This is a genomic window from Parapedobacter sp. (assembly GCF_035556095.1).
Taxonomy (GTDB): Bacteria; Bacteroidota; Bacteroidia; order Sphingobacteriales; family Sphingobacteriaceae; genus Parapedobacter.
Window position 1 is genome coordinate 44,384 of the sequence record NZ_DATMFT010000022.1, and the last position, 16,561, is coordinate 60,944.

Sequence of the window (16,561 nt, forward strand, 5' to 3'; positions counted from 1 at the left end):
TTAATCATCCTATTCATCAACCTTTACAGTTACCGCCATCCCGTTGGCGAGCGACATGATCCCGGTGGTCAACACCGTATCTCCAATTGCAACACCCTCGGTAATCAACACATCCGTCCGGGTTCGATTTTCAGCTTCCACCGGGGTTGCGACTGCCTTTCCATCTTTCAATAAAAACACCTGTTTGCCATTTTGCACCGGAATTACCGCTTCGGTAGGGACGAGCACGGCATTTTCCGTATGGTCCAATGGGAGCTCGATGCGGGCGAAGGCGCCGGGAAACAGTCGCTCTTCCGGGTTGTTAGCGATTGCGCGGATACTAATCGTACGCGTAGCGGCATCCACACCCGGCTCGATTGCATAAATCTCGGCGTGATACTTCGCTTCCGATCCACTGACGCTAAAAGTCAGCCCCTGCCCCACATTTATTTGATTACTATACTTTTCGGGCACCGAAAACAATACCTTAACCGGATTGATGCTCAGCAAATTGGCTACCACAGTTGACGGCGTCAAATATTCCCCTTCCGAAATCGAACGGAGGCCGATCTTACCACTAAATGGCGCCCGGACAGTGGTTTTGGCGATCTGGGCACGGATAAGCACGGTTTGCGCCTTGGCCGACTCGTAATCGGCATGCGCTACGTCATATTCCTGCTGACTGATAGCTTCCTTTTCCAACAAAAGTCGTGCTCGCTTTTCATTGTCTCCTGCCAACGCTTCGCTACTCTGTGCTTGGATAAGACGCGCCTGCAATTCCGAATCATCGATACGTAGCAACACCTGGTTCTTTTGTACGGCGGATCCTTCGCGGAATGTCAACGCCCTTACGATCCCCGATACCTCACTGCGGATTTGGACCTGCTCGTTGGGCTCAATCGATCCCGATAAGGTAATGGTATTGGAAAATGCACGGGGCGCCACCACAATGGCATTGACCTCAATAGCTCCAGTACCTTGTGATTGTTCCGGTGCAGCAACTTTGGGTTTAGGGTTCCGCGTAAGCCAATAACTCACAGTGGCCACAGCAACGATAGCTATCGCGATATAAAGGTATTTTTTTTTCATTTTAGTATCTGAATGTTAGGTATCAGGCAATGCCTAACAACCTAAAAAGACTTAAATCTACGGTCTTTATCAGCCAAAACTACTGGAATCTCTAAGTATTTCGCAGCTGTATCACATTTTTTACGGAAATATCTGTGGGATACCGCCTAGGGCAAGCGACCTCTGCCGAGCGCGAAATATATAAACCTGCCCAACTTTTACATTTTTTCATTAACATTGCACCAATCATTGTCAACTAAAATATGTCGAAGTACGGTTGTTTTGTGGTTGCATTTGTAGCGGCCTTGTGGGTGCATGCACAAGAAACCAACGATATTGACCATTTCATGGTTAGCGAAAACCTGATTAAGAATAGTAAGCTGGCCATTATTGCCACCGATGCGGAAGAGCATCCAAATGAAACTATTTCAGGCACCTATCAGTTCGTAATCAATGGTTTTAAGCAGGAGTTGGAGTTCAACGATGGTGTGGCTATAACACCGAACGCCATCGAAACGTCAGCATTCGTATTCATCAAACACAACAATCAACAAGGCTCGCACGGCCGACTTTATTATATATGGAAGCGAGACCAGCGCATCAATCCTATCGCCATAAATTGGTATTTCCTTATCCTTGTTCCCGCTGTAATCCTGTTTATCGCTTATCTTTTCAAACGGATAATGGTATTGGCAATCGTAGTGTTGATTGGCTTGTTTATCTATAATTACAGTAAAGGGTTGAATTTGGAGAATATCTTCGAGACCATTACCCATGGAATTAAGTCGTTAGTTGCTAGTCATTAATCAACATCCCATTTCCTTGTAACTGTGAAAACCAGCACTTTGAACTTAACTTGGTGCTTACGACTAAAATCAAAACGGCATTCCAATCCCAAAATTATACTGAATGAAATTATAACGATCGGGAGCATTGGTGAGGCGGTACTGGCCCTTAAATTCCTTGCTATTGAAAAACTCCGAAATGACCCATTGCTGCGCGCCGGTAAATTGTGGATCGCGCACTTTTATACCGGCATCCAGCCGGATAACGAAATAATCCAAATCGAAACGTAGGCCAGCGCCGGCGCCGATTGCTAATTGCCCGAAGAAACGGTCGAATTTGAATTCCCCTCCCGGATTCAATTCATTTTCATTGATCCGCCAGATATTACCGAAATCTGCAAACGTAGCAGCTTTGAGTTTTGCTCCAAAAACATCATTCACTACCCTAAAACGGTATTCCACATTTCCTTCGAGTTTGACCTCACCCAGTTGGTCGAGATTACGGAGATTAAGGCGCAGGCCTGGATCGAGCACCTTCCGGTTATAATTGCCCGGCCCTAAAGTACGTGCCTGCCACGCCCGGATACCGTTCATACCGCCGCCGAAAAAGCTTTTTTCGAAAATCAGCAGACTCGAGTTGTTGCCATAAGGGATGGCCACGCCCGGATTGAGTCGGATAACCAACTGTTTGTCACCACCAAAATATCGATAATACCGCATATCTGTTTCTATCTTGGCATATTGCAGGTATGGCACCCCCATGATTTCCTTTTCACCATCTACATTCTGTTTGAAATCGATTAGACGGCTGGCTAGCCCTAGTAGATTGCCGCTCAAGTCCAATGCACCACGGAAGTAAAGAAAGCTTTCCAGCCTCAAAAGCCGGATAGCATTTACCGTATAGGCATATTGTGAGCCCAATCCGAAATAGGCCCTGTTATTACTACGTACATATAGCAAAAAATCTTGGTCGATCAACCGTTGGGCAAACTCACTGTTTAATCTACCATAGCGGTATTCCAGTACTATTGGAGTAAGGTTGTGTTGTTTGTAACGCGTATCGAACCAATTATACGATAATGTGCCGCTGAAATAGCGGTTGGAATAGGTTTGAAATTGGTCGAACGCCTGGACATTCGCGGAAAACACCGTCCGCGGCAACCCGCTCCTACCAACGGGCGGGACGGCAAAGGGGGTAATCAACCGAGGTACCGTAATATTAACCCCAATCTGGAAATCGTTGTTGAATACTCGGTCGAACAGACCACCCGATAGCCGCGAGTCAAACAGCACGCCATAACGCAACTTCACTTCCAACTGCTCTAGCCCGCCGAAAAGATTGCGGTGGGTAAACGTGTTTCCAATATTGAAACCACTCATCCCTGCATTGAACGTGTACTCACCCTCAATCTGGTTGCCCATATAAGGCCGAGGCACCAACGTATAATGCACATTCAGGCGATTAGAATCTACTTTTTCATAGTCGATCTTCACATTACGAAAGCCATTCAACTCGTAGAGGCGATCATAAGTTAAATTCTCCAAATTGGAATTATAAGTATCACCCTGCCGATGGAACAAGTATCGAGCGATAGGTGCCGCCCGGAAGCGACCTGTGTAATCCCGAACAGCAAGCTGCCCGTCCAGCTCGACCTCATCGGGGACTGCTTGATTGAGACCCGGACGATCGTGCTTGATAACCATAAAGCTACTGTCGATATTAAATTTCGTATGGTGTACTCGACCTTCGGGATTGTCTACGATAAGCGTTACATCTGCTTGGTTACGTTGGAGACTGGAATCTACATCAACGCGCATGTACTGCCTAAAATAGTCGTGGTAACCCTGTTGGCGCATCAGGTGGTACACGCGTTCACGTTCAACGACCAACGAATCGGCGTCATAACGCGATCCGGGTTTGATCGGACTCGACGCACGGAGCCGTTCGGCATACAAGCGAGCCAATGCCGTATCGGCGATATCTACGCCCACCTCACGGAGCATGAACGGTTCGCCCGGCACTACATTGAAATACAGGTGTGCCCGTTTACCTCGTCGAACGATGTCTTGGTCTACCACCGCATTGAAATAACCTTTAGCTATCAGGTAGCGGGTAATCTGCTGTGTTGAAAAATCGACCAAAGCACTATCCAAGATATGCGGGGGTTCCCCTACATTGCGTATATTAGTTGTCCGGTACCGCCCTTTACTGGCGTTCGCCAGGTTATAGATAAATAGATTGATGCGCGAATTGGGCCGCAGGGCAGGTGGAATATACGCTTTAGCTTCCTCAGCGAATTGAGGGTCAATGCCCTCGATGTCTACTTTGGTAACCAATGCCTGTTCGGCCTCTAGCAGTCGTGTGGATCGGCATGATGCGGATAATACCAGCAAAAGCATTATACTTGCATACGTAAAAAGACAATCCCGTTTAACCATTGACAATGCTTTCAAAACCGCAAATCCGTGCCATTACATTACTACAGCAAAAAAAATTCCGCAAGGAACAGGGGTTGTTTATTGTGGAAGGCATTAAATCTGTCACGGAATTCCTCCATTCCGACTATAGCGTCCAACGTATTTACTATACCACCCAAGCGGCTGCAAAATTGCCTAAAATCCCGCAAAATATAAAATCGGTTAAAATCGACGATACGACGTTGGCACGTATCAGTTCTCTCAAAAGCCCACAAGGTGTACTGGCGTTGGTGAGCATACCTGATTACCCACCGCTAACCACCGATGTTTTGCAGAAGGGCTTCCATTTGGTGCTTGACGACATCCAAGACCCCGGCAATCTCGGAACCATTATCCGAACGGCCGAATGGTTCGGCCTCAAGCACGTGATTTGCTCGATTGGTTCAGTGGATGCGTATAATCCGAAAACCGTACAAGCCAGTATGGGCTCACTTGCAAGAATGCAAATACACTATACGGACATCGTTAAACTGGTAGCTTATTCGCCCATTCCGGTTTTTGGCGCTGTTCTCGATGGCAATTCGATTTACGATACGGATTTCGGCGAACAGGGATTGGTGGTGTTAGGCAATGAAGGCAACGGCATCGGCCCGGCAGTATTGCCGCATATCACACAGCATATTACCATCCCGCGCATCGGCCAAGCTGAGTCGCTCAATGTAGCCATTTCCGCCGCACTTTTCTGTGCGGAGTTGACGAGAAAAAGAGGCAACACATAAGCAAATCCAGTATCAAAAAATATTGTATTTTTACGACCGATGAGCAAAACGTACGCATTGGTAACAGGAGCGAGTCAAGGATTGGGCAAAGCTTTTGCCCTAGAACTAGCGAAGCGCAAAATCAACATTATCCTGGTCAGTTTGCCGGGCGAGGGCCTCGATTTCGTAGCCGCTCAGGTGGCGGAAATAGGTCAAGATGCTCATTGTTATGAGACAGACCTTACACAAAAAACGAATATCGTGGCGTTAGCCAATTGGATCAACGAACGATTTCAGTTATCGGTATTAATCAACAATGCGGGTTGTGGCGGCACCCAGCGGTTTCAGGATGTTGATGTAGACTACTTGGATCGCATTATCCAACTTAACGTCAAGGCCACCGCATTGCTCACCCACCAATTGCTGCCCAACCTGATGAAAAGCGACGAAGCGTATGTGCTTAATGTAGGTAGTGTAGCCGCTTACAGTCCTATCGGATTCAAAACGGTGTATCCGGCGTCCAAGGCATTTGTACACAGCCTCAGCCGAGGACTCTATCAAGAATTTGTCGATAGCAATGTATTCTTTAGCGTGGTCAATCCCGGTCCCATGATGACCAACGCCGACTCGTCGGCCCGCTTGCAGCAGCAGGGATTCTTTGCCACTATGGGATTGCTTACCCCGGAAGAAGTCGCTGCAATAACCATTAGGCAACTCTTCAAGCGGGATACGCTAATCATGCTCAACTGGGTAAATCGGCTTACATGGATGGTGATGAAATTTCTTCCCATATACATTCGGCTTCCATTGTTGACCAAAGCCATGAAAAAAGAAGTTAAACGCACATGAAGGTATTAGTGACCGGCGCGAACGGCCTACTAGCTACCAACACCATCATCACCTTACTATCCCGCGGATATCAGGTGAAGGGACTCATACGGGATACCCGGAAATTTCTCCTGCCCGCCCAAGACAACCTGGAGCTGACGGTTGGCGACATCACCAGCCCCCTATCGTTGGATCAGGCAATTGGTGATTGCGATTATGTTATCCATTGTGCCGCAACAACCGATCAGCACCTACTCCATTACGATGACTATCACCGCATCAATGTGCAGGGAACCGAAAACGTCATCCGGGCAGCGATAAAACACCGTATCAAAAAAATCGTCTATGTGGGCACGGCAAACACCTTTGGGTACGGTACATTGGAGGAGCCAGGCAATGAAGCGCTACCACCGAACGCACCCTTCGTTTATGCATGGTATGCAAAAAGCAAGCTCGAAGGGCAACATTGCATATTAGCCGCCGCCGGGAAAATCGACGTTACTATTGTGAGTCCCACATTCATGATTGGCCCATACGATGGAAAGCCCAGTTCCGGCACGATCATCCATATGGCCTATCGGAAAAAGGTAGTCCTCCATCCACCAGGTGGGAAAAACTTTGTAAATGTTGAAGATGCAGCCAACGGCGTTGTAGATGCCCTCGAGAAAGGCAAACATAAGGAGGCGTATCTATTGGCTGGCGAAAACCTCACCTACCGGGCGTTTTTCCGAAAGCTAAGCGCACAAACTGGCCAGCAGACGCTATTTATCCAAATCCCGCCTTGGCTACTGCATGCTGCCGGTTACGTTGGCGATATACTCCGATGGCTTGGCGTCCGCACGGCATTATCGCGTGTAAACATGAAAATTCTGTGCGTCAATAACTATTATACTAATAAAAAAGCACAAGCCGAATTGGGCACGTCGTTCAGATCTATCGAAAACGGCATTGCTACCGCTATCGACTGGTTCAGGCGTCATAAGATGTTGTAATGCCGTAAATTGCGCAGCCCCCTCAACGTAGGATTGGTATAACCTTTGCGGGAGAGTAGATATGAAACGGAAACAACTTACAAATCAAGCGTTCTTTCTTACACTTTTGGTCATGGTATCTACATCGGCTGTTTATGCCCAACAGCGCGCCACTGAAATCAATCCTATGAACTCTTGGATAAAAGCTGGTATCAATGTGGGACTTCCCATTGGCAATTTGGCTGACCAAAGCAGCATTGCATTAGGGGCCGATATCAAAGGACAACTCATGTCTACGCCCAATTGGGGACTAGGACTTGCGTCCGGCTATACCCATTACTTCCCAAAAGACGAACAGGAAAACTTCGGATCTGTACCTATTGGTATTTTTGCACGTTATTATCCGGCTAGCCAAGGATTTTTCGTCGGTGCCGACGCAGGGTACAGCTTTCAAACCGGAAGCGATCTCAATGGCAACGGCGGCATGTATGCAAGACCACAGGTTGGTTATCACAACCGATTGTGGAACGTTTTTGGTTTTTATAATGGCATTTTCCGCAAGGATACCAACGGCGGTATTATGCAATATGTGGGCATAGGTACCACCTTCAACATCATGTTTGATTAGCAATAATGGTATAAACGTACCATCCTCGGCTATTGGACGCAAATCAAGGCCAACTACCCGCGGGAGCAATGAGGTAATTTTGTAACTGAAGACACCTCAAAAGCCTTTATAACCACAAAGCCCACGCTGTAAACACAGCACGGGCAAGCATACACAACTGACCAGCATGCTGTAAACAAGCCTACCGACGCTTCGCTAACCGGATATCCCTACCGAACCAATCACCATAAAAAATAAAAATTATTTGTAATTAGTCTTAATTACCTCTATGTTTATCGTGTTATTTTTAAACATTCTAAATAACATGGCCAGAAAATCAAGTGTATTATATATCCTGTTGCTACTAGCTTCCCGATTGACAGCTCAAGATGGAATCGCCACGTCAACAGCGGATACCTTAAAAAAGAATCCATTGGATGAGGTGGTTGTAACAGCCACGCGTACGGACAAAAAAATTGAAGAGCTGCCCATTCCAATTACAACCATCTCTGCACGGGAAATCCAAAACCCGGGCATCGTACGGCTAAATGAAATCCTGGCCGAACAGACCGGATTGGCGCTGGTTGGTGACCACGGCACCGGCGTACAGATGCAGGGATTCGATGCGCAATATACCATGATACTAATCGATGGGGAACCGCTAATTGGACGCACATCGGGTACATTGGAGCTTTCCCGAATCACCATGGCCAATATTGACCGTATCGAAATCGTCAAGGGTCCATCTTCCTCATTATATGGCAGTGAAGCAATGGCGGGCGTCATCAACATCATTACCAAAACCCCACCAAAAGGTGTATCGGCAGGCATAGCCACCCGCTACGGCACCAACCAATCGGCGGACATCAGTGTCGACGGCGCATATCGATCGGAAAAATTAACCGTATCGGGGCTTGTCAACCGTTTCAGCAATCAAGGTTATAGCCTGATGCCTGAATCAGGCTTTCAGACCGTTGCACCGTTTGCAGCCTACACCGCGTCAGGCAAAGTAGGATATCAGTTTTCGGATAAAACTGCTTTCAATGTGTCGTTGCGCTACTATGACAATTCGCAAGACGACCGCTATGGCATCGAGGACCGCGTGGTGTCCGGTAGTGGGCTCCAACGCGATTTCAGTATTTTCCCCAGCCTCACCCATCGGTTTTCGGATAGCCATACATCCATGTTACGCTTGTACCGCGCCACCTATAATACCGAATCATCCATACGTTATGAGGATACCGAAGAGCTATATGACGAAACCTATTTTGACCAAGGTTTTACACGGGGTGAGTTCCAGCACGATTATCGCATGAAGCCCAACCTCGTTTTCACCGGGGGTATCGGTTACCAACAAGAGACTGTAGAAGCAACGCGCTATGACGAAAAAAAACGCTTCAATTCGAGTTACGGTTATATCCAAGCTGATTGGAAACCGATCGACCGGCTCAACATCATTGCAGGTGGGCGTTATGATATGCACAACGTATATAAGTCTCAGTTCAGTCCGAAAGTCGCTGCAAGCTATAAACTTCATGAAAAATTCACGGTTCTAGCGTCGGCAAGCCGCGGATACAAGGCACCCGACTTCCGACAGTTATACCTCAATTTCTCAAACGCAGTGGCGGGTTACAGTGTATTTGGTTTTGAGGATCTCGCGGAAAATCTACAACGGATGCAGGATGAAGGTCAGATCAGGGAAATATTGATAGATCCGGCTACGTTATCCAAGCTCAATGCAGAAAGCTCCTGGGCTTATAATATTGGCCTGCGTACGCAGCCCATCGATAAATTAATTCTCAACATCAATGTTTTCCGCAACGACGTGGACAACCTGATTTCCACAGCCAGTGTCGCCATCAAAACCAACGGCCAATCGGTATTCTCCTATTTCAACCGCAATGCGGTATTCACCCATGGTGCGGAGATCGACGGGATCTATCTGCTCACGAATACATTGGAAGTCGGGGCCGGTATCCAATACCTCGAAGCTAAAGACGTGGATGAATGGAACACGGTCAAAGAAGGGCGGGCCTACGCCCGCGATCCGGAGACGGGACAAACCGTTGCCGTAAAACGAAATGAGTACGGTGGCCTGCTCAACCGTTCCAAGTATATGGCTAATGCCCGGGTCTCCTACTATGATGCACATACGGGAATCCGCGTTTCTCTGCGTTGGAACTACCGGGGCCGGTATGGTATCCGGGATATCGATGGCAACGGCATCATCAACCTCGATAGCGAATATATAAAGGGTTATTCGCTCGTTAATGGTTCACTATCTAAATCACTTCTCGATAACCGGTTGCGCTTACAACTTACAGCCGATAATATCTTCGGGTTTACCAACAAAGCATACATCAGCCACTTGCCCGGCAGGCTATTGTATGGTGGCCTGTCATACCGTTTGAACAACTAAGTTTATCCAATAATCACATCACAAAAACACAAAAAACAAATGAAAACAGCAATCAGTACATTAAAAATGCTATCCATCGCATTCGTGCTAGGGGCAATCAGCTGCTCATTCACTGCGTGCAGCAAGGACGACGGCGGCGACAAGGTCAAACCAGAATTAGAAGTCGAAACCATCGAGGACCTGGATGGATCTGGAGCACCCGTATTTTTCAGTTTTTCATCGGGCACTGCCGTTGCGGAGACGTCCACGTCGTGGGATATCAAGTTTGACGGAACAACCTTGTCATTCGGAAACGGCGCTGAAGCAATACTAACAGAAGGTCTATTCAACAACTATGTTACTGCACCTACCAATGGATATGCGGCAGACAACATTGCCGGAAGCGGTTCATGGTACAACTACACCGCAATGACCGAGCCTCAACATGCAATCCTCCCCATCCCCGGAAAAATCATCGTCATTAAGACGCACGACGATAAATACGTAAAACTGGAAATGCTCAGCTATTACGAAGGTAACCCTGATACAACTTCCGACGCGTTTAAAGACCCCGAGGGGCGCCCCACCGCAAAAGTATACACCTTCCGGTACGCTATCCAACTGGACGGATCAACTAATTTGAAGTGACATGGCTGAATGATATCCAGTCAATTACCACATATTGTACCGGTTTACGGTAGCAAAAATAAAAAGATGAATAAGCTTATCATTTCCGGAAGTTTTGCATTGATTGTTATTTCAGCTATCCATGCTTGTAATGTGCCAATCACTTCAACAGGTGGTATAACCGATTCGACCAAAATCGTGTCCACCAACGGCACCGTGTCTGAAATCCTCGTCGACTTGGGCTTTGAAGACAACATCGTGGGTGTGGACGTGGCAAGCACCTATCCGGTCAGCCTGCAGCAGAAGCCGAAAATCGGGCACAACCGCGAAATTTCTGCTGAGGGGGTGCTGGCGCTGAATGCCGACCTGGCACTGGGTGTTACGGGGATGGTAAAGCCCCAAGTTGCCGAACAGATCCGTGCGGCTGGCACCCAGCTTTTGCTTTTTGACCACGAGTATTCGGTAACAGGTGCCAAGCAATTGATCCGTGCCGTAGCCGACAGCTTGGGCAAATCCATAGAAGGTGATTCGATTCTTTCCGTATTGGATGATGACCTCGCTTTGGCCGACTCCGTTGTGGCCCAATCGACGGGAAAACCCAAAGTATTGTTCATCTACGCCCGGGGTACAGGCACTATGATGGTTGCCGGCAGGCGCACCCAAATGGATGAAATAATCAAATTGGCTGGCGGCGAAAACGCGGTATCAGGTTTCGAGGATTTCAAACCACTTACTGCTGAAGCATTGGTTGCTGCCAATCCGGATGTCATCCTGCTGTTCGACAGTGGTCTATCGAGCCTCGGGGGTATAGACGGATTACTGGAGGTGCAGGGGATAGATCAAACCAATGCGGGAAAAAACCGAAAAGTCGTTGAGATGGATGGCCAGTTCCTCACCGGATTCGGTCCGCGTTTGGGTAAGGCTATTCTGGAGTTGGCACAAAAAATCCATTAAATACGGAGAATGGAAAACCCGAAATGAAAAACCACAGCCTCCTGCTTGCAGCCTTGTTCGTCGTGTTGATTGCAGCCTGCGCGCTGTCAATCTGTGTGGGTGCAGTCAAAATCAGCGCGTCTGAATTTTGGTCGATTATCGCTTACCGCACCGGAATAAGTGACCAGGTAGCATTTGCCCCCCAGCAGGAAGCCGTTTTCCTCAATATCCGTTTGCCCAGGGTATTGCTCGGGGCGCTCGTTGGAAGTACGTTAGCCATTGCCGGCGCCGCCTTGCAGGGACTGTTCCGCAACCCATTGGCAGAGCCGGGCTTAATAGGTATTTCATCCGGTGCGTCGCTCTTCGCCGTGATTATCATTGTGCTGGAGCATCGCTTTTTCAGCTTCATGACGGCGGCATTCGGTTATTACGCGTTAGCGATTGCTGCGTTTATCGGTGCCTGCGTAACCACCTTTATGGTTTACCGCCTCGCCGTTGGCAATGGTAAAGCAGACATCACCACCCTGCTACTGGCTGGTATCGCCATCAATGCACTTGCCGGCTCGTTTACGGGGCTACTTACGTATATGGCCACGGATGACCAACTACGTAACATTACGTTTTGGACATTAGGTAGTTTGGGCGGAGCCAGTTGGCGTACATTGGGCGGTATCGTACCTTTCGTAGTGGTTTCACTGGTGGCATTACCCTTTTTTGCCAAACCCTTGAATGCATTGGCACTGGGCGAGTCGCAGGCCGGGCATATGGGCATCAACGTCGGACTGATCAAGAGGCTCATTATCGTTGCAGCCACATTGGGTGTGGGTGCATCGGTTGCCGTGTCGGGCATGATCGGGTTCATCGGCTTGGTAATTCCACATATTCTTCGGATGGCGTTTTCGGCCGATCACCGCCTCGTGATACCCGGATCGGCGCTGTTGGGCGCTTCTGTACTAGTACTTGCCGATTTAGTTGCGCGTACGATTTTTGCGCCGACAGAGCTACCCATTGGTATATTGACCGCCATCATTGGTGCACCGGTGTTTATTTACATCATTTTGGTAGAACGCCGAAAAAAGGGAATACGGTGACAGGCGCAACAACAGTATGATAGATTGCGTGTTATCATCAGAAATTGTTAATTTTAAATTTTAATGGTGGTAGACGGGTCTAAGAGTTACAGCTTATTGCATATAGCCGTCTAAAGCGTACGGCACAGGGACAAGAATGATAGCAGTTAAAAACATTCATTATTCAGCAGGTCAGGTCAAATTACTTGATGACATCAGCTTCGACGTCCAGCCGGGCGAGTTGCTGGCGATTATCGGTGCAAATGGTGCGGGTAAGAGCACATTACTCAAGTTGCTGTGCAAGGAAATCAGAGCTTCTGCTGGCACGATTTACATCCGCGAACAACCCATAGATCGTTACAAGATCGACCATCTCGCTAAATTCCGTGCGGTATTGGCCCAAAGCAATACGTTATCCATTTCCTTTAAGGTGCATGAACTGGTCATGATGGGGCGGTATCCGCATTTCGAAAACAACCCTACAGCTATCGATCTGGAAATCGTCCGAACGGTAATGGAAGAAACCGGCATCACCTCATTTGCCGACCGTGATTACAACACGCTTTCGGGCGGTGAGCAGCAACGGGTGCAATTGGCACGTGTTATCGCCCAAATCTATGATCAACCCAAGGGCCTGCTTTTCTTAGATGAACCTACCAACGGCTTGGATTTACTCTACCAACAACAGATTTTGGTATTGGCGCGGAATCTGGCCGACCGCGGTTACTGCGTGGTGAGTATCCTGCACGACATTAACTTTGCTTCGCGCTATGCGGACAACGTGTTGATGCTCAAAAAGGGAAAGCGTATAGCGTTTGGTAGGCCGAAAGACGTGGTTACCTGCGAAAATATCCACCAAGCGTTCAACATCAGGGTGCGCTTGCTTAACGATGACGAGTTCAAGTGCCCACTGGTTATTCCATCAATGATATTATCCGAACAAACATAAAACTGAAAACAACATGGAACATACAACCCTATCTCTCAGAGAACAATACGACTCGTTTAAAGCCGAGAACCCCAAAACGCGTATCCGCGATGCAGCCAAACAGCTGGGGGTATCGGAAGCCGAACTTGTCGCTACGGGCGAGCATAACATCACACTCAGACCCGAATTTCAAGACATCCTCAAAGAAATCCGTACCTTGGGGTACGTGATGGCGCTTACACGCAACGACTACGCCGTGCATGAGCGTAAAGGTATTTACACCAAAGCTACGTTCAACGGACACGTGGGCTTGGTGGTCAACCCGGATATCGACCTACGCCTATTTATGAGTGCCTGGCATCTCGGCTTCGCGGTACAGGAAGGCGATCGGCGCAGCCTTCAATTCTTCGACAAAGACGGCGAGGCCGTACACAAGATTTACCTCACCGAGCAAAGTGATGCTGCGGCTTACGATGTACTGGTTGAAAAATACAAAGCCGAAATACAAGGAGAAGTGCCACAGACCTCCCCAATAGATAAAACCATCCATGAGACACCAGACAGTGAAATCGACGTAGCCGGTTTCCAGGAAGCATGGTTGACGTTGAAAGATACACATGCATTCTTCGGTATACTTCAGAAATTCGAGGTAGCCCGTCATCAATCCATGCGATTGGCCCCCAAGGGTTATGCCACCCAGTTGTCAGTCGGCTCATTAAAACGTATTTTGGAAGGTGCATCCGAGCGGGACCTAGACATTATGGTATTTATCGGAAACCGGGGGTGCATCCAGATTCATACCGGAAAAACGAAGAAATTACTGCAGACAGGACCTTGGTTTAATGTGCTTGACCCGGAATTCAATATGCACCTACGTGATGACGCCATCGCTGACGTATGGCTGGTTAAAAAACCGACCGAAGACGGTGTTGTCACTAGTCTCGAGGCATTTGACGCCGATGGCAATCTCATCGTCCAGTTCTTCGGCAAGCGCAAGCCTCGTATTCCGGAGCGCGAAGATTGGCGACAAGTTGTAGCGGATTACGCAATCTTGATTTGACACTTAATATAAGCTGTTAATCAAATACTTGACAATTAATTATATTTTATTTATAATCTTTCTAAATAATTTATATCTTTGGAGCAGCCGCAGCGCTTATAGAGTCTATATATGGTTTGTTTATATAGTTGTTTAGTTTAGTTAGTAGAATCCCCGCTGATGTGAATCACCGGGGTTTTTTGTTTGATAATACGATTGATTTCCGTTAGGTTTTTATACACGCCCCAATGGAAGACCTAAAGAGATAATTATATAACTATTATAAATCTTACTTTTGTAGCCAACTATGGCTTCAAAAAATCAGGTGGGCATCCCCATTTCGATGTCGCTCAATGATACCTTAAGTTCGGAAGGGATCAACTCATCCTCGATACCGAACAAAACCCGCATCATCGTGATCGCCGCATACGCGGTAGCTATCGCGGCTATGATTAGCTTCATCGCGAAGTTTCTGGTGATGTTTATCAATGTAATTACCAACTTATCTTTTTACGGCACATTTTCCTTCCATGAAGGTACCCCTTGGGCTACCAATTTAGGTATATGGGTCATTGTTGTCCCGGCTATCGGGGGGCTGGTTGTTGGTCTGATGGCGTTATATGGCTCTAAAGCCATCAGGGGGCACGGCATCCCGGAAGCCATGGAGCAGGTACTGACCAACCAAAGTAAGATCAGACCTTCCATCACCTACCTCAAGCCCCTATCATCGGCCATCGCCATTGGTACCGGTGGGCCATTCGGCGCTGAAGGTCCTATTATCGCAACGGGTGGAGCCTTGGGGTCAACACTTGGCCAGCTACTAAAAATTACACATTCCGAGCGCAAAATCCTGCTAGCAGCCGGAGCTACGGCTGGTATGACGGCAATTTTTGGTAGCCCGGTAGCGGCTATTTTCCTAGCCATCGAGCTGCTTCTTTTCGAGTTCACACCCAAATCCCTCATTGCTGTCTCACTGGCTTGCATTACGGGCGCTGCTGGGCACCATTTCCTATTTAGTGCCACACCCGTTTTCGCGTTAGAACATCTTATACCCACAGCATCTAATCCAGCTATACTAAGCTATAGCGTCATCGGCATCGTCATCGGTTTTCTCTCGATCGGTATTACCAAGGCAGTCTATTGGGTAGAAGATGCTTTTGAGCGCTTACCTTTCCACTGGATGTGGTGGCCGGCCATCGGTGGTCTTGTCGTAGGTATTGTGGGCTATTTCGCTCCCCGTACGCTCGGCGTGGGTTACGAAAACATCACCGACCTACTCAACAATAGCCTGCCGTTGACGGTGGTGCTGTCATTGTGCTTGCTCAAGTTTCTCTCATGGGTAATTGCCCTCGGTAGCGGCACGTCGGGTGGTACGCTTGCCCCGTTGCTTACCATCGGAGCCGCCATCGGGCTATTGTGTGGGCACGTATTGCTCACCATCTTTCCCACTTGCGGTGTCAGCCTTCCCCTAGCGGCGCTGGTAGGCATGTCCGCCATGTTTGCAGGCGCATCCCGTGCGGTTCTCACCTCCATTGTCTTCGCATTAGAGACTACCGGACAGTTCAATGCTATGTTGCCATTGCTGGGTTCTTGCGTAGGCGCATACCTTGTTTCATACCTGTTTATGGATACTACGATCATGACTGAGAAAATTACCCGACGGGGTATCCACACACCTGATTCGTATCAGCCCGACCAGCTTAACCAGCTAACCGTTGGCCAAGCCATTGAACAAACCAGCACAGTCATCGAGGGCGACAATACGATCGAAGAGCTGCGCAACTGGTCGACCGACGAAGGAATCACTGAAAACTATTATATTGTCAGTTCATCAAGTATATTTGCCCATCATCAGGACCGTGAGAAAACCATTAAATCACTGATTAAAAGACAGCCTGCTTACCTCAGAGCAACAAACAGCCTTAGAGAAGCCATCCGTAAGATGACCCAAGAGAATGTGGATGTATTGCCAGTGCTTGATGCGCGAGGAAGCACCGTAATCGGGTTACTGCATTACAAAAACATTCTATCTGCCTACGATGCCGCCGATACGTTTAACGACCAGCGGGAAACCAATATTTCCATCAAGCGGTCTAGCATGCGAATGCTTGTAAAGGGAAAGAAAATCTTGATCAGAAAACGGAATAGTTAA

At 48.1% G+C, this 16,561-nt stretch carries 14 protein-coding genes; 12 read left to right on the forward strand and 2 right to left on the reverse strand.

Features of this window, described 5'->3' with window-relative positions; all coding sequences use genetic code 11:
- Positions 1-9: 9 nt before the first annotated feature.
- Positions 10-1,068 carry an efflux RND transporter periplasmic adaptor subunit gene (locus VNQ80_RS14045; RefSeq protein ID WP_325639690.1) on the reverse strand — a complete coding sequence of 353 codons (1,059 nt, stop codon included), beginning with the start codon at positions 1,066-1,068 and terminating at the stop codon, positions 10-12.
- A 242-nt stretch (positions 1,069-1,310) separates the two neighbouring features.
- Between VNQ80_RS14045 and VNQ80_RS14050 the strand changes: the two genes are divergently transcribed.
- Positions 1,311-1,853 (forward strand): hypothetical protein, encoded by a 543-nt coding sequence (locus tag VNQ80_RS14050; protein WP_325639692.1) that lies wholly within the window; start codon positions 1,311-1,313, stop codon positions 1,851-1,853.
- Positions 1,854-1,922: 69 nt separating this feature from the next.
- Here VNQ80_RS14050 and VNQ80_RS14055 read toward each other — a convergent pair whose 3' ends face one another.
- Positions 1,923-4,232 (reverse strand): BamA/TamA family outer membrane protein, encoded by a 2,310-nt coding sequence (locus VNQ80_RS14055; RefSeq protein WP_325639694.1) that lies wholly within the window; start codon positions 4,230-4,232, stop codon positions 1,923-1,925.
- Between the two features lie 44 nt (positions 4,233-4,276).
- Here VNQ80_RS14055 and VNQ80_RS14060 point away from each other — a divergent pair, with 44 nt between their 5' ends.
- From VNQ80_RS14060 to VNQ80_RS14110, 11 genes are all read left to right on the forward strand, one after another.
- Complete coding sequence (locus tag VNQ80_RS14060; RefSeq protein WP_325639696.1) at positions 4,277-5,029, forward strand: RNA methyltransferase; 753 nt, start codon at positions 4,277-4,279, stop codon at positions 5,027-5,029.
- 39 nt (positions 5,030-5,068) lie between these two features.
- Complete coding sequence (locus VNQ80_RS14065) at positions 5,069-5,857, forward strand: SDR family NAD(P)-dependent oxidoreductase (protein ID WP_325639699.1); 789 nt, start codon at positions 5,069-5,071, stop codon at positions 5,855-5,857.
- Positions 5,854-6,828 carry an NAD-dependent epimerase/dehydratase family protein gene (locus tag VNQ80_RS14070; RefSeq protein WP_325639701.1) on the forward strand — a complete coding sequence of 325 codons (975 nt, stop codon included), beginning with the start codon at positions 5,854-5,856 and terminating at the stop codon, positions 6,826-6,828. The genes VNQ80_RS14065 and VNQ80_RS14070 overlap by 4 nt, the downstream gene beginning before the upstream one ends.
- Positions 6,829-6,889: 61 nt before the next feature.
- Entirely contained in the window at positions 6,890-7,435 is a 546-nt protein-coding gene (locus VNQ80_RS14075; RefSeq protein ID WP_325639703.1) for a hypothetical protein, read from the forward strand.
- 304 nt (positions 7,436-7,739) lie between these two features.
- Positions 7,740-9,833 carry a TonB-dependent receptor gene (locus VNQ80_RS14080; protein ID WP_325639705.1) on the forward strand — a complete coding sequence of 698 codons (2,094 nt, stop codon included), beginning with the start codon at positions 7,740-7,742 and terminating at the stop codon, positions 9,831-9,833.
- 39 nt (positions 9,834-9,872) lie between these two features.
- Positions 9,873-10,460, forward strand: a complete 588-nt coding sequence (locus VNQ80_RS14085) for an HmuY family protein (RefSeq protein ID WP_325639707.1) — start codon at positions 9,873-9,875, stop codon at positions 10,458-10,460.
- Between the two features lie 66 nt (positions 10,461-10,526).
- The gene (locus VNQ80_RS14090) at positions 10,527-11,393 is read left to right on the forward strand and encodes a heme/hemin ABC transporter substrate-binding protein (RefSeq protein WP_325639709.1); all 867 of its coding nucleotides are present in this window, start codon (positions 10,527-10,529) and stop codon (positions 11,391-11,393) included.
- 23 nt (positions 11,394-11,416) lie between these two features.
- Positions 11,417-12,463, forward strand: coding sequence for an iron ABC transporter permease (locus tag VNQ80_RS14095; protein ID WP_325639711.1), 1,047 nt, complete (start codon positions 11,417-11,419; stop codon positions 12,461-12,463).
- A 136-nt stretch (positions 12,464-12,599) separates the two neighbouring features.
- Positions 12,600-13,391 carry a heme ABC transporter ATP-binding protein gene (locus VNQ80_RS14100; protein ID WP_325639713.1) on the forward strand — a complete coding sequence of 264 codons (792 nt, stop codon included), beginning with the start codon at positions 12,600-12,602 and terminating at the stop codon, positions 13,389-13,391.
- 13 nt (positions 13,392-13,404) lie between these two features.
- The gene (locus VNQ80_RS14105) at positions 13,405-14,430 is read left to right on the forward strand and encodes a hemin-degrading factor (RefSeq protein ID WP_325639715.1); all 1,026 of its coding nucleotides are present in this window, start codon (positions 13,405-13,407) and stop codon (positions 14,428-14,430) included.
- Between the two features lie 286 nt (positions 14,431-14,716).
- A complete protein-coding gene (locus tag VNQ80_RS14110; protein ID WP_325639717.1) occupies positions 14,717-16,561 on the forward strand; it encodes a chloride channel protein in 1,845 nt (614 codons plus the stop codon).

What these genes read in the sequence shown, in the direction of transcription:
- VNQ80_RS14045 (WP_325639690.1), bottom strand. Translation starts at nt 1,068, where the DNA reads ATGAAAAAAAAATACCTTTATATCGCGATAGCTATCGTTGCTGTGGCC.
- VNQ80_RS14050 (WP_325639692.1), top strand. Translation starts at nt 1,311, where the DNA reads ATGTCGAAGTACGGTTGTTTTGTGGTTGCATTTGTAGCGGCCTTGTGG.
- VNQ80_RS14055 (WP_325639694.1), bottom strand. Translation starts at nt 4,232, where the DNA reads ATGCTTTTGCTGGTATTATCCGCATCATGCCGATCCACACGACTGCTA.
- VNQ80_RS14060 (WP_325639696.1), top strand. Translation starts at nt 4,277, where the DNA reads ATGCTTTCAAAACCGCAAATCCGTGCCATTACATTACTACAGCAAAAA.
- VNQ80_RS14065 (WP_325639699.1), top strand. Translation starts at nt 5,069, where the DNA reads ATGAGCAAAACGTACGCATTGGTAACAGGAGCGAGTCAAGGATTGGGC.
- VNQ80_RS14070 (WP_325639701.1), top strand. Translation starts at nt 5,854, where the DNA reads ATGAAGGTATTAGTGACCGGCGCGAACGGCCTACTAGCTACCAACACC.
- VNQ80_RS14075 (WP_325639703.1), top strand. Translation starts at nt 6,890, where the DNA reads ATGAAACGGAAACAACTTACAAATCAAGCGTTCTTTCTTACACTTTTG.
- VNQ80_RS14080 (WP_325639705.1), top strand. Translation starts at nt 7,740, where the DNA reads ATGGCCAGAAAATCAAGTGTATTATATATCCTGTTGCTACTAGCTTCC.
- VNQ80_RS14085 (WP_325639707.1), top strand. Translation starts at nt 9,873, where the DNA reads ATGAAAACAGCAATCAGTACATTAAAAATGCTATCCATCGCATTCGTG.
- VNQ80_RS14090 (WP_325639709.1), top strand. Translation starts at nt 10,527, where the DNA reads ATGAATAAGCTTATCATTTCCGGAAGTTTTGCATTGATTGTTATTTCA.
- VNQ80_RS14095 (WP_325639711.1), top strand. Translation starts at nt 11,417, where the DNA reads ATGAAAAACCACAGCCTCCTGCTTGCAGCCTTGTTCGTCGTGTTGATT.
- VNQ80_RS14100 (WP_325639713.1), top strand. Translation starts at nt 12,600, where the DNA reads ATGATAGCAGTTAAAAACATTCATTATTCAGCAGGTCAGGTCAAATTA.
- VNQ80_RS14105 (WP_325639715.1), top strand. Translation starts at nt 13,405, where the DNA reads ATGGAACATACAACCCTATCTCTCAGAGAACAATACGACTCGTTTAAA.
- VNQ80_RS14110 (WP_325639717.1), top strand. Translation starts at nt 14,717, where the DNA reads ATGGCTTCAAAAAATCAGGTGGGCATCCCCATTTCGATGTCGCTCAAT.